Source organism: Nocardioides sp. Root122 (assembly GCF_001425025.1).
GTDB lineage: Bacteria > Actinomycetota > Actinomycetes > Propionibacteriales > Nocardioidaceae > Nocardioides.
Map to the genome: position 1 here is coordinate 327,112 of NZ_LMDE01000009.1, position 18,965 is coordinate 346,076.

The following is an 18,965-nucleotide window of genomic DNA, read 5'->3' on the forward strand; positions in this document are numbered from 1 at the left end:
CAAGCCCACCAGCAGATGAGGAGCAGCACATGAGGATTGCCAGAAGCCGAGGAGCCCGCCTCGGCGCTCTCGCCACCGTCGCCGTGATGGCGCTGTCCGCCTGCGGCGGTGGGTCGATCGACGAGCAGACCACGGCCAACGAGGAGAAGGCTGCCGAGGGCGGGGGAGAGTGCGGCGACCTCAACATGGCCGTCAACCCGTGGGTCGGCTACGAGGCGAGCGCGTACGTTGTCGGCGCCGTGGCCGAGAAGGAGCTCGGCTGCACGGTGAACTACAAGGAGCTCAAGGAGGACGTCTCCTGGCAGGGGTTCGGCACCGGCGAGGTGGACGTCGTGATCGAGGACTGGGGCCACCCGGACCTGGAGAAGAAGTTCTTCGCCGACCAGGGCGACGGCACCGCCGAGGACTTCGGGCCGCAGGGCAACGTCGGCATCATCGGCTGGTTCGTGCCGCCGTGGCTCGCCGAGGAGCACCCCGACATCCTCGACTGGAAGAACCTCAACAAGTACGCCTCCGAGTTCGAGACGTCGGAGTCCGGCGGCAAGGGCCAGTTCCTCGGCGCCGACCCGTCCTACGTGCAGTTCGACGAGGCGATCGTGAGCAACCTCGACCTCGACTTCAAGGTCGTCTTCTCGGGAAGCGAGGCCGCCTCCATCGAGGCGTTCCGCAAGGCCGAGGAGAACAAGGAGTGGGTCATCGGCTACTGGTACGAGCCGCAGTACTTCAACGCCGAGGTCGCCATGCAGCGCGTCTCGCTCCCGCCCTACGAGGACGGGTGCCAGGACGACCCGCAGACCGTGGCCTGCGACTACCCGGAGACCGAGCTGAAGAAGATCGTCGGCACCGACTGGGCGGCCTCGGACTCCACGGCGGTCGACCTGGTGAAGAACTTCACCTGGACCAACGAGGACCAGAACGTGGTCGCCGGCTACATCGCCGCCGACAAGATGTCCCCGGAGGATGCGGCCGCGAAGTGGATCGAGGAGAACCAGGACAAGGTGGACGCGTGGCTCGGGTGACGCACAGCGTGTGATCGGTGCACGTGATCGGTGCACCGCGCCCGCCCCCGGACGAGCCTTGACAGCCCGTCTGGGGGCGGAGCACTGTGACGACTAGTTGTGTTGCAGATCACGCACGGTGTTGCGCTTGGCGCAACACACTCGGGAGGGCGCCATGGCCATCAAAGATCCTTCGCACATCCACCGGGACCACGTCGTGCCGCCTCCGATCGAGGGGGAGACCCACTTCCCGCTCGACAAGGTGACCTTCGGGACCGCGGCCGCCGTCGCGGTGGCGTTCCTGCTGTGGGGGACGCTCGACTCAGCGGGGATGGGCACGGCCACGGGTGACACCCTGGCGTGGCTGGAGAAGAACTTCGGCTGGCTGTTCATCCTGGTCAGTGCGATGTTCCTGCTGTTCTCGGCCTACCTCGCGGTGACGCGCTACGGCAACATCCGGCTGGGCCCCGACGACTCGGAGCCGGAGTTCTCCACCTTCTCCTGGGTCTCGATGATGTTCGCGACCGGCATGGGCATCGGCCTGATGTTCTGGGGCGTCGCCGAGCCACTGACCTACCTCACGGCCACCGACGCGAGCAGCATCCCGCCGGGCCGGGGCGACCCGTCCACCCCGGACAGCGCGCGGGTCGCGATGGAGTACGCCTTCTTCCACTGGGGCTTCCACCCCTGGTCGATGTACGCCGTCATCGGACTGGCCATCGGGTACTTCGCCTACCGCAAGGGGGCGGGCAACCTGGTCTCGGGCGCGTTCGGCCCGCTGCTCGGCGCGCGTGCCAAGGGCGGACCGGGCAAGGCGATCGACGTGATCGCGATCTTCGCGACGCTCTTCGGCTCCGCCACGTCGCTGGGTCTCGGCGCGCTGCAGATCACCGGTGGCCTCGACGACGTCTTCGGCAGCGGGCAGTCCAAGTGGCTGACGGTCATCGTCATCGCGGTGCTGACGGCCTGCTTCGTGGTGTCGGCCGTGACGGGCATCGAGAAGGGCGTGCAGTTCCTCTCCAACGCCAACGCGATCGCGGCCGTGGTGCTGGTGTTCTTCCTCTTCGTGGTCGGACCGACCGTCTTCATCCTGAGCACCTTCACCGAGTCGCTCGGCGGCTACCTCACGCACCTGCCCACGATGGCGTTCCGCACGGGTGCGTTCGGCGGCAGCGAGTTCCTGAGCACCTGGACGATCTTCTACTGGGCCTGGTGGATCTCCTGGACGCCCTTCGTCGGGATGTTCATCGCGCGCATCTCCAAGGGCCGCACGATCCGCCAGTTCGTCGTCTACGTGATCCTGGTGCCGAGCGTGGTGTCGTTCGTGTGGTTCTCGATCCTGGCCGGCGCGGCCTTCGACCTGCAGCTGTCGGGCGCGAAGGACCTCGGCAAGGTGCTGGCGGGGGAGAACGGCACCGAGAGCGCGCTGTTCACCACGCTGCGCCAGTACCCGCTCTCGAGCATCACGGTGGTGCTCGCGGTCTTCCTCGTGGCGATCTTCTTCATCACCGGCGCCGACTCCGCCTCGATCGTGATGGGCATGCTGAGCCAGCACGGCAAGGAGGAGCCGATGCGCTGGCTGATCATCTTCTGGGGCGTCGCGCAGGGCGCCGTCGCCGGCGTGCTGCTCTTCTCCGGTGGCCTGCAGGCCCTCCAGACATTGGTGATCATCGTGGCCGGGCCCTTCATGCTCGTCATCTGCGCGATGTGCGTCTCGCTCCTGAAGGCGCTGCGGGCCGAGCCCTACGAGTCGACGCTCCCGTCGCGGGTGCGCAAGGCCGTCATCCATGCGCAGCACTACGACTCCATGGAGAACCAGACCGTCGCCCTCGCGGCACTCGGCGCCGATCCCGAGGAGGTCACCGGCGACCCGATGCCCGAGACGGACGCCGAGGGCCGTCCGATCAGCGCCTCGTGAGCCGTCCGCCGGCGCCCCCGACTCCTTGACAGCGGCCGGGGGCGTCGACGTAGATTTCAGCATGTCGCACATAGCGCAACTCGTTGCGTGATACGCAACAACCGATTCCCTTGCAGGAGGCAGCCATGGCCGAGGTCCCCGCGACCGCCGACGTCGTCGTGATCGGAGCCGGCATCGTCGGCAACAGCCTCGTCCACCACCTCACCCGCCTGGGGTGGAAGAACGTCGTGCAGATCGACAAGGGGCCGCTGCCCAACCCGGGGGGCTCCACCGGCCACGCCTCCAACTTCATCTTCACCGTCGACCACTCCCGCGAGATCACCGACATCACGCTCGACTCCGTGGCGCAGTACAAGGAGATGGGCGTCTTCACCGAGTCCGGCGGCTTCGAGATCGCCCGGACCGAGGAGCGGATGGAGGAGCTGCGGCGCCGCATGTCCAGCGCGAAGGCGTGGGGGATCGAGGCCGAGCTCGTCTCGCCGGAGTTCGTGAAGGACAAGGTGCCCTTCATCGAGACCGACCAGTTCATCGGCGCGTTCTGGACCCCTGGGGTCGGCGTCGTCGACTCGCTGCGGGCCGGCACGATCATGCGCGAGCGCGCCCTCGCGACGGGTGAGCTCACCGTCGTACCCACCGTCGAGGTCGTCGGGCTCGACACCGAGGAGGGACCGCACGGCCGCCGTCGGATCACCCGCGTGCGCACCACGGGCGGCGACATCGAGGCAGGCACGGTGGTCATCGCGGCCGGCGTGTGGAGCCCGAAGCTCGGCGACATGGCCGGGATCAGCATCCCGCTGACCCCTGCGGTGCACCAGATGATCAGCGTCGGGCCCTGCCCCCAGCTGGCGGAGAAGGAGGGGGAGATCTCCTTCCCGATCGTCCGTGACATGGACACCTTCTGCTACGAGCGCCAGCACGGGGCCGACATGGAGGTCGGCTCCTACGCCCACCGCGCGATCCTCCACGAGCCCGAGGACATCCCGTCGATCGACCAGGCCAAGCTCTCGCCGACGGAGATGCCCTTCACCGAGGACGACTTCGACCCCCAGCTCGAGCAGGCCTACGAGCTGATGCCGGAGCTCCTCGGGGCCGAGGGCGCGGAGATCCGCTACGCCATCAACGGCCTGCTGTCGCTGACCTGCGACGGCAACCCGATCCTGGGCGAGAGCGAGGTCGCCGGCCTCTGGACCGCCGCCGCGGTCTGGATCAAGGAGGGTCCAGGCGTCGGCCGCGCGGTCGCCGAGTGGATGACCGACGGCCACTCCGAGATCGACCTGCACCACAGCGACATCGCCCGCTTCCACCAGCACCAGAAGCGCCGCGAGCACACCCGCCTGCGCACGACCGAGTCGTTCATCAAGACCTACGGGATCGTCCACCCGGCCGAGCAGTACGAGTCCGACCGCGACCAGCGGCTCTCGCCGATGCACGACTCGCAGCAGAAGCTGGGCGCGGTCTTCTTCGAGACCGCGGGATGGGAGCGCCCGTTCTGGTACGAGTCCAACGCCGGCCTCCTCGAGCAGTACGGCGACGCGGTCATGCCGCGCGAGCACGAGTGGGACTCGCGCTGGTGGAGCCCGATCATCAACGCCGAGCACCTCCGGATGCGCGAGGCCGCCGCGGTCATCGACCTGTCGGCGTTCTGCATCTTCGACATCGAGGGTCCCGAGGCGCTCGACGTCGTGCAGAGGACCTGCGTCGCCCAGTGCGACGTGGCGGTCGGCAAGGTGATCTACACCCCGGTGCTCGACGCCAAGGGCGGCTTCCGCTCCGACCTCACCGTGATGCGGCTCGGCGATGACCACTTCCGCGTGGTCACCGGCGGTGCCCACGGCATGGCCGACCGGGCGTGGTTCTCCGGGCAGCTGCCGGACGGGGGGACCACCACGCTGACCGACCTCACCGACGACGTGTCCACGATCGGCATCTGGGGTCCCCGCGCCCGCGACATCGTCGCGTCGCTGACCTCCGACGACGTCTCCGACGCCGGCTTCGGGTTCCTGACGTGCCGGGAGGTCGACCTGGGCGGCGTGCGCGTCCTCGCCTCCCGGATCTCCTACGTCGGCGAGCTGGGCTGGGAGCTCTACGTCCCGATGGACCGGGCAGCCGACCTGTGGGAGAGCCTGCTGGAGGCGGGCGCCCCGCACGGCGCCGTACCCGCCGGGATCGGTGTCTACGGCACCACCGGCCGCATCGAGAAGGGCTACCGCGCCTACGGCGCCGAGCTCGACAGCGAGCGCACCATCATCGAGGCCGGCATGCAGCGACCCAAGGTCAAGGCCGCCGACTTCATCGGCAAGGAGGCCTACCTCGCGCAGCGCGACGCGGCGCCGCAGGCGGTGCTCTGCACGCTGACGGTCGACGACCACACCTCGGCGTCGGGGACCAGGCGCTACATGCTCGGCGGCGAGCCGATCCGCACCCGCGACGGCGGCACGCTCACCGACGGGCACGGCCACCACCCCTACGTCACCAGCGCGGGCTCGGCACCCTCGCTGGGCAAGCACGTGCTGCTGGCCTACCTCCCTCCGGAGGAGGCCGTGATCGGCAACGAGCTCGCCGTGTCCTACATGGAGGAGCTCTACCCCGTGACCGTCGGCTCGGTCGACGCGACGCCGCTCCTCGACCCGACCAACGAGAGAATCAGATGAAGATCACCCCACGGCGTTCTTCGTCTCCCCCGCTCCGCTCCTCCGCCGAACAACGCCGCGGGGACCCCGATCCCTCGATGGAGGTGGCCGTATGAGTGTGAGTCCGCTCGTCTGCATCAAGCGCGTCGTCGACGCGTCCAGCGAGATCGTCCTGACCGACGACGCGCAGGGCGTGGACGGTCGCTACGCCGGCTTCACGATGAGCGCGCACGAGGAGTGCGCGGTGGAGATCGCGGTGCAGGTCGCGGGTGCCGGAGGCGGCGCCGCCACGGTCCTCACGCTCGGCGACGCCGACGCCGTGGAGCAGCTGCGCTCCGCGCTGGCCGTCGGCTGCACGGCGGCCACCCACGTCGTGGCCGACGCGCAGGCCTTCGGCCCTGCCGACGTGGCCCGCGAGATCGCGGCGGTCGTCCGGGACCATGCTGAGGCGGGCACCCCGCACGACCTGGTTCTGCTCGGCAACGACGCGGCCGACAGCGGCGACTTCCAGGTGGGCATCCGCCTCGCCTACGAGCTGGGCTGGCCGGTGGTCAACGGCGTCAGCCGCGTGAGCGTGGCCGACGGCGAGGTCACCGCCAGCGGTGACGGCCCCGACGGACACGAGACCTACCGGCTGCCCCTGCCCGCCGTGGTCACGGTGCTGGAGGGGGGCGTGGAGCCGCGCTACCCGACGGTCCCCGGCCGGATGAAGGCCAAGAAGGTCGGGATCGAGGAGCGCACCCCGGTGGCCGAGCCGGCGGGCCCCTCCCGCGTCCGGCTGGTCCTCCCGCCACCGGCACCGTCGAGCGTCCAGGTCCTCGGCACCGGCGCCGCCGCCGCGCCGGCCGTCGTCGACCTCCTCGAGGAGCTGGGGGTGCTCTCCCGATGATCCTGGTGCTGGTCGAGGTCACGCCCGAGGGTGAGGCCGTGGAGACGTCGCGCGAGGCGATCACCTTCGCCCGCCAGCTGTCCGGCGCCGGCGGTGGCGTGCCGATCGACGCCGTCGTGGTCGGCACTCCCGCGGACGGGCTCGTCGGGCTGCTCGGCTCGTACGGCGTGCGCCGCGTGCACGCGCTCACCGGTCCGGCGTACGACGCCTTCGCCGGCGCCGCGTGGGCCGCCGGCCTGCTCGCGGTGCGGGAGACGGCCGGCTCGGTCGTGGTCATGGCCGCCGGCACCTCGCGCGGCAACGAGGTGATGGCCCACGTGGCCGCGCGCAGCGGTGTGCCGATGGCCGCCAACGTGCTCTCCTTCGGCGGGCTCTCACCCTTCACCGTCACCCGGCAGGTGGTCGGCGGCGCGGCGCTGGAGGAGATGCAGCTGCCGTCGCGGCCCGCGGTGTTCACCGTCGCCGGCCACGCGGTCCAGGCGCAGCCGGCCGACGCCCCCGGCGCCGGCGAGCTGGTCGTCGAGACCCCCGAGGTGGCCGAGGCCGACCTCCTCGCCCGTGTGGTCTCCACGGAGGAGCCCGAGCCCGACCTGTCGGGCACGCTCAAGTCCGCCAAGGTCGTCGTCGGTGCCGGTCGTGGGGCCGGCTCCGCCGACGGCTTCGGCGAGATCCTCGAGCTCACCGAGCTGCTCGGCGCCTCGCTCGGGGTCTCCCGCGTGGTGACCTCGCTGGGCTGGCGGCCGCACCACGAGCAGGTCGGCCAGACCGGGAGCCGGATCTCGCCCGACCTCTACATCCCGTGCGGCATCAGCGGTGCCATCCAGCACTGGGCGGGGTGCAGCAGCGCCAAGGCGATCCTCGCCATCAACACCGACGCCGACGCCCCGATGGTCACCAAGGCGACCCACGCGGTGATCGGCGACCTCCACGAGGTCGTGCCCGCGATCAACGAGGAGATCCGGCGCCGCAGGGGCTGAGTGGGGCTGAGGCGCTGACCGCGGTCCTGGTGACGTACGGGGTGCGTCATGGCGACCACACTCTGCTCGCGCGCAGCCGCGCCCGACTCGCCCTCACGGGCGAGTGACGAGCGTCGCACCAGGGCGTAACCTCTCGCGCAGTCCGGCGTTGGACTACCCAGTAGTAGGGGCGGGGAGGAAGGTCCGGATACATGGGTGTCGAGATCAAGGTCGACGACCTCACGAAGTCGTTCGGCAAGCAGCTGATCTGGGGCGACGTGACGCTGACCATCCCCGCGGGCGAGATCTGCGTGATGCTCGGGCCCTCGGGCACGGGCAAGTCGGTCTTCCTCAAGACCCTGATCGGGCTGATCAAGCCCGACAAGGGCTCGATCCTCATCGAGGGCACCGACATCGCCAGCTGCTCGGAGCGTGACCTCTACGAGATCCGCAAGCTCTTCGGCGTGCTGTTCCAGGACGGCGCGATGTTCGGCTCGATGAACCTCTACGACAACGTCGCCTTCCCGCTGCGTGAGCACACCCGCAAGTCCGAGTCCGAGGTCCGCGACATCGTCATGGAGAAGATGGACCTCGTCGGCCTGCTCGGCTCCGAGGACAAGCTCCCCGGCGAGATCTCCGGCGGCATGCGCAAGCGCGCCGGCCTCGCCCGGGCGCTGGTGCTCGACCCCGAGATCGTGCTCTTCGACGAGCCCGACTCCGGCCTCGACCCGGTGCGCACGGCGTTCCTCAACCAGCTCATCGTCGACCTCAACGCCCAGATCGACGCGACGTTCCTGATCGTCACCCACGACATCAACACCGCGCGCACGGTCCCCGACAACATCGGGCTGCTCTACCACCGTCACCTCGCGATGTTCGGCCCCCGCGAGGAGCTGCTCAGCTCGGAGGAGCCCGTCGTACGCCAGTTCCTCAACGCCCAGAAGGTGGGCCCCATCGGCATGTCGGAGGAGAAGGACGCCGACGAGCTCGCCGCCGAGGCCGGCCAGGAGCTGCCCCCGCTGCCGCCGATCCCGCTGCAGCTCGACCCGTCCAACGGCATCCCACGCCGGAGCCAGCGGCCCGCGGGGGAGTGGTGCCGCGAGCACGGCGTCACGCCTCCTCCCGGCTCCTTCGAGTCCAGCAACGCCGGCCTGGCACCGGGGGCCTGACCTGCCATGGCCTCCTCACTGTCCTCGCGCGCACTGGCGCCGATCGGCGTCGCCGGCAACCTGTTCGCCTTCGCCCTCGACGTGTTCCGCGGGCTGTTCCGCCGGCCCTTCCAGCTGCGCGAGTTCATCCAGCAGGCGTGGTTCATCGCGTCGGTGACGATCGTCCCGACCGCCCTGGTCGCCATCCCGTTCGGCGCCGTCATCGCGCTGCAGGTGGGTGGGCTGATCAAGCAGTTCGGCGCGCAGTCGTTCACCGGCTCGGCATCGGTGCTGGCGGTCGTCCAGCAGGCGGCGCCGATCGGCACGGCCCTGCTGATCGCCGGCGCCGGAGGCTCGGCCATCGCCGCCGACCTGGGCGCGCGCAAGATCCGCGAGGAGCTCGACGCGATGATGGTGCTGGGCATCGACCCGATCCAGCGCCTGGTCGTGCCGCGCGTGCTCGCCTGCATGCTCGTCGCGTTCTTCCTCAACGGCATGGTCAGCGTGGTCGGCGTGACCGGCGGCTACGTCTTCAACGTGATCCTCCAGGACGGCACCCCCGGCGCGTACCTCGCCAGCTTCACCGCCCTCGCCCAGCTTCCCGACCTGTGGATCGGCCTGATCAAGGCCCTCGTCTTCGGCCTGATCGCCGCGATCGTGGCGTCCTACAAGGGCATGAACGCCAACGGCGGCCCGAAGGGCGTGGGCGACGCGGTCAACGAGTCGGTGGTCATCACCTTCCTGCTGCTCTTCGTCGCCAACTTCGTCCTGAGCATGATCTACCTCCAGATCATCCCCCCGAAGGGCGGGTGACGCGACGCCATGGCCCTCAAGGACATCTACGGCAAGCCCCTCGCCTCGCTCGACAGCCTGGGTGAGCAGCTCTCCTTCCACATCGGCGTGCTCAAGGCGGTGCCCCGCTCGGTCACCCGCTACCCGCGCGAGATCATGCGGATCCTCGCCGAGGTCACCCTCGGCTCGGGTGCGCTCGCCGTCATCGGCGGCACGGTCGGCGTGATCATCGGCATGACCTTCTTCACCGGCGCCCAGGTCGGCCTCTCGGGCTACGCCGCGCTCAACCAGCTCGGCACGGCCGCCTTCTCCGGCTTCGTCTCGGCCTACTTCAACACCCGCGAGATCGCCCCGCTGGTCGCCGGGATCGCGCTGGCCGCCACCGTCGGCTGCGGCTTCACCGCCCAGCTCGGTGCGATGCGGATCTCGGAGGAGGTCGACGCCCTCGAGGTGATGGCGATCCCGTCGATGCCGTTCCTGGTCGCCACCCGGGTCATCGGTGGCCTGATCGCCATCATCCCGCTGTACGTCGTGGGGCTGCTGTCGTCGTACTTCGCGAGCCGCCTGGTGGTCACGCAGATCTACGGCCAGTCCTCGGGCACCTACGACCACTACTTCAACGCGTTCCTGCCGCCGGGCGACGTGCTCTGGTCGTTCGGCAAGGTGCTGGTGTTCGCCGTCACCGTCATCCTCATCCACTGCTACCACGGCTACACCGCGTCCGGCGGACCTGCCGGGGTGGGCGTCGCCGTGGGTCGCGCGGTGCGCACCAGCATCGTCGCCATCAACGTGCTCGACCTGTTCCTGTCCATGGCCATCTGGGGCGCGGCCACTACCGTGCGGCTGGCCGGGTGAGCGGGCGATGAGGCGCAAGTCCCTGGGAGTCGTCTTCCTCGTGGTGATGCTCACCGGCGTGTGGGCGACCTACGGCGTGTTCACCAAGAAGTTCAGCGACTACGACGAGGTCGTCGTGCACGCGTCGCGGATCGGTCTGCAGCTCCCGCAGCGCGCCGACGTGAAGATCAAGGGCGTCATCGTCGGCGAGGTGCTCGACTACGAGCCGACCGCCGAGGGCGCCGACGTGACGCTCGGCCTCTACAAGGACCGCACCACCGACATCCCCGAGGACGTCACCGCCTCGATCCTCCCCAAGACCCTGTTCGGCGAGAAGTTCGTCTCGCTGGTCGTGCCCGACGGCGGGTCGGACGCCGCGCCCATCGCCGACGGCGACGAGATCCAGCGCACCAACCTCTCGATCGAGGTCGAGCAGGTGCTCAGCGACCTCTACCCCCTCCTGCGGGCCGTCCAGCCGGCCGACCTCAACACCACGCTCAACGCCATCGCGACCGCCCTCGAGGGCCGCGGCGAGCAGCTCGGCCAGAGCCTCGAGACGCTCGACGACTACCTCACCCGCTTCAACCCCGAGCTCCCCGGCCTGATCGAGGACCTGAGGCTCACCGCCCGGGTGTCCGACACCTACGCCGACGTGCTGCCCGAGGTGGCCACCATCCTGCGCAACACGATCACCACCACCGGGACGCTCGAGGACCGCGAGGAGAAGCTGAAGGCGCTCTTCAACGACGTCTCGAAGTTCGCCGCGGTGGCCGAGCGGTTCACCCGCGACAACGGCGACAACCTGGTGCGCCTCGGCGACCTGGCCGCCGCCCAGCTCGAGGTCTTCGCGCGCTACGCCCCCGGCTACCCGTGCCTGCTGGGTGGCATCGTCGGTGCCGGCAAGCTGCAGGCCCAGGCCTTCCGCGGCTTCACGCTGCACATCGTCCTCGAGACGCTGCCCAACCAGCCCCGCGCCTACGGCCCGCAGGACGCCCCCGTCTACGGCGACAAGCGCGGCTACTACTGCGGCCGCCTGCCCACCCCGCCGTGGTCGCAGAGCAACCCGGTCACCCACCAGCCCAACTTCGTGGACGGCGTCGACGAGCCCACCGGCAAGGGCACGAGCCGCGTCGGACCCGGCTGGTCGGGCACCGCCGCCGGCTATGCGGGCGGCCGCGACGAGTCGGCGCTGCTCAAGGCGCTGCTCGCCCCGGGGCTCGGCGTCAGCGCGGACGACGTACCCGACCTGGGCGTGCTGCTGGTCGGCCCGATGGCGCGCGGGGCGGAGGTGTCGCTGCGATGAGCCGGCTCCTCGACAAGAAGACGTCCGTCGACCTGGTCAAGCTGGTGGTCTTCGTGGTGGTGACGTCGCTCGCCACGGCGGTCCTCGTGGTGACCATCGGCAACATCGGCTTCGGCTCCTCGCGGGAGTACAAGGCCGAGTTCACCGACGCCACCGGTGTGAACAAGGGCGACGACATCCGCGTCGCCGGTGTCCGGGTCGGGACGGTCGACGACGTGGAGATCATCGACCGCACCCGCGCGCTGGTCACGTTCTCGGTGGCCGACGACACCTCGGTCAACGGCGGCACCAACGCCGCGATCCGCTACCGCAACCTCGTCGGTCAGCGCTACATCTCGCTGACCCAGGAGGTCGGTGACACGAAGCGGCTGCCGGGCGGTTCGACCATCCCGGTCTCGCGCACCCACCCCGCGCTCGACCTGACCGTGCTCTTCAACGGCTTCAAGCCGCTCTTCCAGGCGCTGTCGCCCGAGGACGTCAACCAGCTCTCCTACGAGCTCGTCCAGGTCTTCCAGGGCGAGGGCGGCACCCTGGAGGGCCTGCTGGCGCACACCGCCTCGGTCACCTCGACGCTCGCCGACCGTGACCAGGTCATCGGCGACCTCATCGACAACCTGTCCCTCGTCCTCGACCACGTGGCCGACCGCGACAAGCAGCTGACCCGCCTCATCGACTCCTTCCGCACCCTGGTCGGCGGGCTGAAGAAGGACCGCAACGCGATCCTCGACTCGCTCGAGGACGTCTCGGACCTGTCCGTCCAGACCGCCTCGCTGATCGACGGGATCCGCGAGCCGTTCGTCAAGGACATCAAGGAGCTGCGCGCGGTCGCCGGCAACATCGACAAGAACAAGGCCGAGCTCGACCGGGCCCTGCAGGTGCTGCCGATCAAGCTCGACAAGATCGGCCGCACCGCGATCTACGGCTCGTTCTTCAACTTCTACCTCTGCGAGTTCCAGGGCCGGGTCAACCTCCCCGCCGGGACCTCGATCCCGGTGAAGTACAACACCGGCTCCGACAGGTGTGACCTGGGATGACCCACTTCAAGCCGTTCCGTGAGCGCAACCCGATCGTCGTCGGGGCCGTGTGCCTCGTCGTCATGGCGACCGTGATGGTGGCCGCGCTGCGTGCCGACGACCTGCCGGTGATCGGTGGTGGCGACACCTACCACGCGATGTTCACCGAGGCGGGCGGTCTGAAGGTCAACGACGAGGTGCGCATCGCCGGCGTACGGGTGGGCAAGGTCGACGAGATCGAGCTCGCCGACGACCAGGTCGAGGTGAGCTTCAAGGTCGACGACACGGCCGAGTTCGGCACCGAGACCCGGGCCGCGATCAAGGTCAAGACCATCCTGGGCTCGATGTTCCTCGCCCTCGAGCCGGCCGGCGGCGGCCAGCTCGACGAGGGCGCCACGATCCCTGCGGAGCGGACCTCCTCGCCGTTCGACGTGGTCGAGGCGTTCGAGGGCCTGGCCTCGACGTCGGAGCAGATCGACACCGACCAGCTCGCCGAGTCGCTGACCACCCTGGCAGACCTGACCCGCAACACCCCCGAGGAGTTCCGCGGTGCGCTGACCGGGCTGAGCCGGCTCTCGGCCAACGTGGCCGCCAAGGACGAGCAGCTCAACACCCTGCTGCAGAACCTCGAGCGGGTCTCGAAGGTCCTCGACGCCCGCGACGAGGACATCATCGCGCTGATGAAGGACAGCGACGTGCTGTTCCGCGCCCTGGTCGCCCGCCGCGAGGCGGTGCACGACCTGCTCGTGTCGAGCACCACGCTGTCCAAGGAGCTGACCGCCCTGATCAAGCAGTCGCGCGCGGACCTCAAGCCCGCCCTGGCCCACCTGGAGAACGTCGTCGCCGTCCTCAACAAGAACGAGGACAACCTCGACAGCAGCCTGCGGCTGATGGCGCCGTTCTACCGGGTGTTCGCCAACACCCTGGGCACGGGGCCGTGGTTCGACACGTGGATCGCCAACTTCCCCCCGGTTCCGCAGGTGGGCTGACCATGGACCTCGTCAAGCGTCTCCTCGTCCCGCTGGTCGTGCTCGGCTTCCTCGTCGCGGCCGCCGTCAGCGTCTTCGGCGGCGACAGCACCAAGACCGTCGTCGCCCACTTCCCGCGCACGATCTCCGTCTACGAGGGCAGCGACGTGCGGGTGCTCGGCGTGCCCGTCGGCACCGTGACCCGCGTCGAGCCCACCGGCACCGACGTCACCGTCACCATGGCCTACGACGACACGGTCAAGCTACCGGCCGACGCGAAGGCGGTGATCATCGCGCCGTCGGTGGTCGGCGACCGCTACGTCCAGCTCACGCCGGCCTACCCCGGCACCGGCGACGTGCTCACCGACGGCGCCGAGCTGAGCGTCGAGGAGACCGCCGAGCCGCTCGAGCTCGACCAGATCTACGACAGCCTCGACCGGCTCAACGTGGCCCTCGGTCCCCGGGGCGCCAACAGGACCGGTGCGCTGTCCGACCTGCTCTCGGTGACCGCGGACAACTTCGGCGGCCAGGGCACCACGTTCCGCCAGACCATCAAGGACTTCTCCCGCCTCAGCGCCACGCTGGCGGGCAACAAGGAGGAGCTCTTCGGCTCGGTCCAGGCGCTCGAGGGGTTCATGCAGACCCTCGCCGACAACGACCAGACTGTCCGGCAGTTCAACCAGTCGCTCGCCGACGTGTCGACGATGCTGGCGGGGGAGCGCCAGGAGCTCGTGGCGGCCACCAGGAACCTCTCGGTCGCCCTCACCTCGGTGAAGGGCTTCGTGGAGGAGAACAAGGACTCGCTGAGCCGCAACATCTCCGGCCTCAACCGGGTCTCCAAGGTGCTCGTACGCCAGCGGGCCGCGCTCGACGAGATCCTGCACGTCGCCCCCGGTGCGCTCAACAACCTCGCGCTGACCTACAACCCGCAGGCCGGCACCCTCGACACCCGCGCCAACTTCGGGGAGACGATCAACCAGCTCCAGGCCGACCCGGCCGCGCTCCTCTGCGGCTTCGTCGGCCAGGTCGAGCGCTCGGGGCAGGTCTGCGACCGGATCACCGACCTGCTGGGCCGCTCCCGGCCCGGCGCGCTCGGCAAGCCCGACCGGCTGCCGGCCCAGGACGTCTTCGACCCCACCCTCGGCGGTCTCGTGGAGGTGGAGCGATGAAGCGCGTGAAGGTGCTCGTGCTGGGCGTGCTGGCGGCGATGTTCCTGTCGGCCTGCGACTTCAGCGTCTACGGCCTACCCCTGCCCGGCGGTCCCGACGTGGGCGAGGACCCGATCACCGTCAAGGTCGAGTTCGCCGACGTCCTGGACCTCGTGCCCCAGTCGACGGTCAAGGTCAACGACGTCAGCGTCGGCAAGGTGACCGCGATCGACCTCGAGGGCTACCAGGCGCTCGTCACCCTGCAGGTACGCCGTGACGTGGAGCTGCCCGACAACGCGGTGGCCGAGCTGCGCCAGACGAGCCTGCTCGGGGAGAAGTTCGTCGAGCTGAGCGCGCCGGACCAGGGCGCCAGCAGCAACCCGCTCAGCGACGGCGACACGATCCCCATCGAGCGCGCGGGTCGCAACCCCGAGGTCGAGGAGGTGCTCGGCGCGCTGAGCCTGCTGCTCAACGGCGGCGGGGTCGCCCAGCTCAAGACGATCACGCAGGAGCTCAACGCGGCGCTCGAGGGTCGTGAGGACTCAGCGAGGTCCGTCCTGCGCAACCTGCGCACCTTCATGGGACAGGTCGACGACAACAAGGCCGACATCGTCGACGCCATCGAGCAGCTCAACCGGCTCGCTATCGCGGCCGAGAAGCAGCTGCCGACGATCGACCGGGCGCTCGACGAGCTCCCCAGCGCCCTGGAGTCCATCGACCGCCAGCGTGACGACCTCGTCGAGATGCTCCAGTCGCTGGACCGGCTCTCGTCGGTCGCCGTCGACGTCATCGCGAGGTCGAAGGACTCCACGATCACCTCGCTGCGCCGCCTGAACCCGGTGCTCACCCAGCTCGCGGCGTCGGGCGACGACTTCACCAACGCCTTCCACGTCTTCTTGACCTACCCCTTCGTGGACGAGGTCGTCGGCCGTGACCCTCAGGTCGCCCGCAACCTCCACATGGGCGACTACACCAACCTCTCGATCACCCTCGACGTCGACCTGACGGGCATCCCGACCACGATCCCGACCACGTTGCCGACCGAGGCCTGCATCCCGCTGAGCGCTCTGCCGCAGGACGGGCCCCTCCCCGACACGAGCCGGCTGTGCCAGGACGCGATCGACGCCATCAACGACTGCCTCGAGGGCCTGCGCCGCGGTGACGTCACCGCCTGCCTCGGCCTCCCCGGCTCGGTCATCAGCGTCGTGTGCCAGCAGTACCCCGTGCCCGGGCTGTGCGGCGGGTCGGGCACCCCCACGGTGCCCCTGCCCACCCCGTCGCTGCCGACGGTCCCGCTCCCGACGCTCCCCACCATCACGCTGCCGGGCCTGCCCCGCCCCGGCGCGTACCCCTCGGGAGCCCCACCCGATCGCCGGCGCGGGCCCACGGTCGGTGACCTCACCGAGCTCTACGACCCCGCGCTCGTCAGCCTCCTCGTCCCCGGGATGGTGCAGCGATGATCACGCGTCGGACCAAGGTCCAGCTCCTGGTGTTCGCCCTCATCACGCTGGTCGGCGTCAGCTTCGTCGGTGCGCGCTATGCCCGGCTCGACCGGGTGTTCCTCGACCAGAGCTACACCGTCGTCGCGCACTTCGCCGACTCGGGAGGCGCCTTCGCGGGCGCCGAGGTCTCCTACCGCGGCGTGCGCGTCGGCCAGGTCGAGGAGCTCCGGCTCACCCACGACGGCGTCGACCTGCTGCTCGACATCGACGACGAGTTCGACCGGATCCCGGCGGACGCGCACGCCCTCGTCGGCAACCGCTCCGCGGTGGGCGAGCAGTACGTCGAGCTGCAGCCGCAGAGCGACAAGGGCCCGTTCCTGCAGGACGAGTCCGAGATCGCCCGTGACCGCACCACCACGCCGATCCAGACCGACACGCTCCTGACCCACCTCGACGAGACGGTGCGCAGCGTCGACCAGGAGGACCTGCGCACGGTCACCTCCGAGTTCGGCAAGGCGTTCAACGGTGCCGGCGAGGACCTCCAGACGATCCTCGACAGCAGCAACGCGTTCATCACCGCGGCCGACGAGAACTTCGGGGTCACCGTCGACCTGATCCGCGACAGCAACACCGTGCTGAAGGGCCAGATCGCCTCCGAGGGTGCCTTCCGGCGCTTCGCCCGCGACCTCTCGACGTTCTCCACCACCGTCGCCGACCACGACAAGGACCTGCGCCGGCTCATCGAGGACGGGTCCGTGGGCGCCAACGAGCTGCGCACCTTCCTCGAGGACAACGAGGTCGAGCTCGGCGAGCTGATCAACAACCTGGTCACCACCGGCGAGATCGTCGTCAAGCACCTCGACGGCGTGGAGCAGCTGCTCGTGCTCTACCCCTACGTCGTCGAGGGCGGCTTCACCGTCGTGTCGAAGTCGCCCGGCACCGGGCTCTACGACGCGCACTTCGGCATGGTCCTCACCACCGACCCGCCGGTGTGCCTCCAGGGCTACGAGGGCACCGACCGCCGCTCGCCGCTCGACGGCAGCAACCGACCCATGAAGGAGGACGCCGGGTGCACCGCCCCGGCGTCGAAGACGAACGCCCGCGGCGCCCAGAACATCCAGGCGCCCCGCGCGGCGACGGGGTGGGGCGACGCCGACTTCGCCTACGACCCGGCGACCGGCGCCCTGACCGCGGACCCGGCGGAGATCGACCGCCTCCTCGGCCCCCGCGTCGCCTCGCCCCGCACGCTCGGCGAGGACAGCTGGAAGTGGCTCTACCTGGAGCCGTTGCTCGGTGAGGGCGTGACGTCCGGGCGTCGCGGTCGTTGATGATGCAGGCTCCTTGGAGGAGGAGCCTGGTTCCGAGGGAGGGAACATGTCCGTGCTGTCCGAACGCGCCCAGCGGCGCGAGCCCGCCGAGGCCACGCCCGGCCGCACCCCGGCGCGCGCGCCGCGCTGGCGCGTGCTGCTCGCCGCGGGGCTCGCGCTCGTGGTCGCGGTCTGCGTCGCCCTGCTCGTCTGGCTGTCGGCCGGAGGTCGTGCGCCCACCGGCGGCGGCCTCGACCAGGTCGACGAGCGCGAGCAGGTGATGAGCATGACCGACCAGTTCGTCAAGCGGCTGGGCACCTACAGCCCCGACATGGTCGACGGGTCCGGGCAGATGCCCGACTACCGCGCCCAGGTGCGCGAGGTGATCACGCCCAAGTTCGCCGCCGACTTCGACAAGGAGGTCGCCGCGGCCGAGCAGCTCGTCGCGCAGGGACGGATCACCCGCACCGCCGACGTGTTCGCCACCGCGGTGTCCTCCATCGACGACGACTCCGCGCGGGTGCTGGTCGCGGGCGCGTTCAACGACAGCTACGCCCAGGGCTCGGGCAAGAAGTCCGCGACCGTCGACCAGGAGCCACTGCCGTTCCGGTTCACCGTCGACCTCGTGACGATCGACGGCGAGTGGCTCGTCGACGACTTCACGCCCGTCAGCAGCGGGGACACCCCCGCCGGCAGCGGGTCCGGCACGGGGGAGGGGATCACGCCGTGAGCGACGCACCCACCTGGTACGACCTCCTCGACGTCTCGCGCGACGCCTCCGCCGACGAGGTGCGCGCTGCCTGGAAGACCCACATCGCCGACCTCGAGCCGGGTGACCAGCGCTTCGACGCCCTCAACCGCGCGGCCAAGGTGCTGCTCGACCCCGCCGGGCGCGCGGCCTACGACGCCTCGCTGCCCGACGACGCGGCCGAGGGCGACCACGAGCCCACGCCCCCGCCGGTCGAGGACGGCGACCGGGCGCCCGTCGCCGCGACTCGCACCGCGACCCCGGGCGACGAGCGGCCGGGTCGGGGCGTGCCCACGTGGCTGCTGGCCGGCCTCGGCGTCCTCGCCGCGGGCCTCGTCGCCGCGGTGGTGTGGATGTGGACCGCGGGCGAGCAGGGCGACGGTGCCGCGGCACGCGACGCCCAGGTGGCGGCCGAGCGAGCCGTCGTGCCGGTGCTGTCCTACGACTACGAGCACCTCGAGGCCGACCAGGACGCCGCGACGGCGCTGATGACGGGCAGCTACAAGTCCGAGTACGACAAGCTCTTCGCCGTGCTGGAGGACAACGCGCCCCGGACCAGGACCAAGGTCACCGCCGAGGTCGTCGCGTCCGGCATCGTCCGCGCGGCCGGCGACCGGGTGCAGGTGCTGGTCTTCGTCGACCGCCCCACCACCAACAAGCTGAGCGCCGAGCCGACCGTCTACAAGGACCAGGTGACGCTGTCCATGCAGCTCGTCGACGGCCAGTGGCTGGTCGACGACCTCGTCACCTCGCCCGTGCAGGGCTAGCCCGACCGGGTGGGTTCGGCGCGTTCTGCTTGACCCGGGGCCCTTCGGCGTTCATAGTCGTGGCCAACGCGTGGCGCTCCTCCCTTCGGGAAATTGACCCCGCG

16 protein-coding genes are annotated in these 18,965 nt (G+C 70.1%); all 16 read left to right on the plus strand.

Going from position 1 to position 18,965, the window contains the following annotated elements:
* Positions 1-29 precede the first annotated feature (29 nt).
* The gene (locus ASC64_RS08855) at positions 30-1,019 is read left to right on the plus strand and encodes an ABC transporter substrate-binding protein (RefSeq protein WP_056907150.1); all 990 of its coding nucleotides are present in this window, start codon (positions 30-32) and stop codon (positions 1,017-1,019) included.
* A 154-nt stretch (positions 1,020-1,173) separates the two neighbouring features.
* Positions 1,174-2,916 (plus strand): BCCT family transporter, encoded by a 1,743-nt coding sequence (locus ASC64_RS08860; protein ID WP_156385099.1) that lies wholly within the window; start codon positions 1,174-1,176, stop codon positions 2,914-2,916.
* 125 nt (positions 2,917-3,041) lie between these two features.
* Complete coding sequence (locus ASC64_RS08865) at positions 3,042-5,567, plus strand: GcvT family protein (RefSeq protein WP_056907151.1); 2,526 nt, start codon at positions 3,042-3,044, stop codon at positions 5,565-5,567.
* 91 nt (positions 5,568-5,658) lie between these two features.
* Positions 5,659-6,435 carry an electron transfer flavoprotein subunit beta/FixA family protein gene (locus ASC64_RS08870; protein ID WP_056907152.1) on the plus strand — a complete coding sequence of 259 codons (777 nt, stop codon included), beginning with the start codon at positions 5,659-5,661 and terminating at the stop codon, positions 6,433-6,435.
* Positions 6,432-7,412, plus strand: coding sequence for an electron transfer flavoprotein subunit alpha/FixB family protein (locus ASC64_RS08875; protein WP_056907153.1), 981 nt, complete (start codon positions 6,432-6,434; stop codon positions 7,410-7,412). The genes ASC64_RS08870 and ASC64_RS08875 overlap by 4 nt, the downstream gene beginning before the upstream one ends.
* A 191-nt stretch (positions 7,413-7,603) precedes the next feature.
* Complete coding sequence (locus tag ASC64_RS08880; protein ID WP_056907154.1) at positions 7,604-8,560, plus strand: ABC transporter ATP-binding protein; 957 nt, start codon at positions 7,604-7,606, stop codon at positions 8,558-8,560.
* A gap of 6 nt (positions 8,561-8,566) precedes the next feature.
* Positions 8,567-9,352, plus strand: a complete 786-nt coding sequence (locus tag ASC64_RS08885) for an MlaE family ABC transporter permease (protein ID WP_056907155.1) — start codon at positions 8,567-8,569, stop codon at positions 9,350-9,352.
* Between the two features lie 9 nt (positions 9,353-9,361).
* Positions 9,362-10,186 carry an MlaE family ABC transporter permease gene (locus ASC64_RS08890; protein WP_056907156.1) on the plus strand — a complete coding sequence of 275 codons (825 nt, stop codon included), beginning with the start codon at positions 9,362-9,364 and terminating at the stop codon, positions 10,184-10,186.
* A 7-nt stretch (positions 10,187-10,193) separates the two neighbouring features.
* Entirely contained in the window at positions 10,194-11,468 is a 1,275-nt protein-coding gene (locus ASC64_RS08895) for an MCE family protein (RefSeq protein ID WP_056907157.1), read from the plus strand.
* Positions 11,465-12,502, plus strand: a complete 1,038-nt coding sequence (locus tag ASC64_RS08900) for an MCE family protein (RefSeq protein WP_056907158.1) — start codon at positions 11,465-11,467, stop codon at positions 12,500-12,502. The genes ASC64_RS08895 and ASC64_RS08900 overlap by 4 nt, the downstream gene beginning before the upstream one ends.
* On the plus strand, positions 12,499-13,470 hold the full coding sequence (locus ASC64_RS08905) for an MCE family protein (protein WP_056907159.1): 972 nt from the start codon (positions 12,499-12,501) through the stop codon (positions 13,468-13,470). Before ASC64_RS08900 ends, ASC64_RS08905 begins: the two co-directional genes overlap by 4 nt.
* A 2-nt stretch (positions 13,471-13,472) precedes the next feature.
* Positions 13,473-14,618 (plus strand): MCE family protein, encoded by a 1,146-nt coding sequence (locus ASC64_RS08910; protein ID WP_056907160.1) that lies wholly within the window; start codon positions 13,473-13,475, stop codon positions 14,616-14,618.
* Complete coding sequence (locus ASC64_RS08915; protein WP_056907161.1) at positions 14,615-16,057, plus strand: MCE family protein; 1,443 nt, start codon at positions 14,615-14,617, stop codon at positions 16,055-16,057. Before ASC64_RS08910 ends, ASC64_RS08915 begins: the two co-directional genes overlap by 4 nt.
* Positions 16,054-17,367, plus strand: a complete 1,314-nt coding sequence (locus tag ASC64_RS08920; RefSeq protein ID WP_056907162.1) for an MCE family protein — start codon at positions 16,054-16,056, stop codon at positions 17,365-17,367. Before ASC64_RS08915 ends, ASC64_RS08920 begins: the two co-directional genes overlap by 4 nt.
* Positions 17,368-17,413: 46 nt before the next feature.
* A complete protein-coding gene (locus tag ASC64_RS08925) occupies positions 17,414-18,076 on the plus strand; it encodes a hypothetical protein (RefSeq protein ID WP_056907163.1) in 663 nt (220 codons plus the stop codon).
* A complete protein-coding gene (locus tag ASC64_RS08930) occupies positions 18,073-18,861 on the plus strand; it encodes a J domain-containing protein (protein ID WP_056907164.1) in 789 nt (262 codons plus the stop codon). Before ASC64_RS08925 ends, ASC64_RS08930 begins: the two co-directional genes overlap by 4 nt.
* The last annotated feature ends 104 nt before the right edge of the window (positions 18,862-18,965 follow it).

Coding starts and splice junctions, on each gene's coding strand:
- ASC64_RS08915 (WP_056907161.1), top strand. CDS start 14,615: ATGAAGCGCGTGAAGGTGCTCGTGCTGGGCGTGCTGGCGGCGATGTTC.
- ASC64_RS08905 (WP_056907159.1), top strand. CDS start 12,499: ATGACCCACTTCAAGCCGTTCCGTGAGCGCAACCCGATCGTCGTCGGG.
- ASC64_RS08860 (WP_156385099.1), top strand. CDS start 1,174: ATGGCCATCAAAGATCCTTCGCACATCCACCGGGACCACGTCGTGCCG.
- ASC64_RS08920 (WP_056907162.1), top strand. CDS start 16,054: ATGATCACGCGTCGGACCAAGGTCCAGCTCCTGGTGTTCGCCCTCATC.
- ASC64_RS08855 (WP_056907150.1), top strand. CDS start 30: ATGAGGATTGCCAGAAGCCGAGGAGCCCGCCTCGGCGCTCTCGCCACC.
- ASC64_RS08910 (WP_056907160.1), top strand. CDS start 13,473: ATGGACCTCGTCAAGCGTCTCCTCGTCCCGCTGGTCGTGCTCGGCTTC.
- ASC64_RS08890 (WP_056907156.1), top strand. CDS start 9,362: ATGGCCCTCAAGGACATCTACGGCAAGCCCCTCGCCTCGCTCGACAGC.
- ASC64_RS08900 (WP_056907158.1), top strand. CDS start 11,465: ATGAGCCGGCTCCTCGACAAGAAGACGTCCGTCGACCTGGTCAAGCTG.
- ASC64_RS08870 (WP_056907152.1), top strand. CDS start 5,659: ATGAGTGTGAGTCCGCTCGTCTGCATCAAGCGCGTCGTCGACGCGTCC.
- ASC64_RS08885 (WP_056907155.1), top strand. CDS start 8,567: ATGGCCTCCTCACTGTCCTCGCGCGCACTGGCGCCGATCGGCGTCGCC.
- ASC64_RS08895 (WP_056907157.1), top strand. CDS start 10,194: ATGAGGCGCAAGTCCCTGGGAGTCGTCTTCCTCGTGGTGATGCTCACC.
- ASC64_RS08865 (WP_056907151.1), top strand. CDS start 3,042: ATGGCCGAGGTCCCCGCGACCGCCGACGTCGTCGTGATCGGAGCCGGC.
- ASC64_RS08880 (WP_056907154.1), top strand. CDS start 7,604: ATGGGTGTCGAGATCAAGGTCGACGACCTCACGAAGTCGTTCGGCAAG.
- ASC64_RS08925 (WP_056907163.1), top strand. CDS start 17,414: ATGTCCGTGCTGTCCGAACGCGCCCAGCGGCGCGAGCCCGCCGAGGCC.
- ASC64_RS08875 (WP_056907153.1), top strand. CDS start 6,432: ATGATCCTGGTGCTGGTCGAGGTCACGCCCGAGGGTGAGGCCGTGGAG.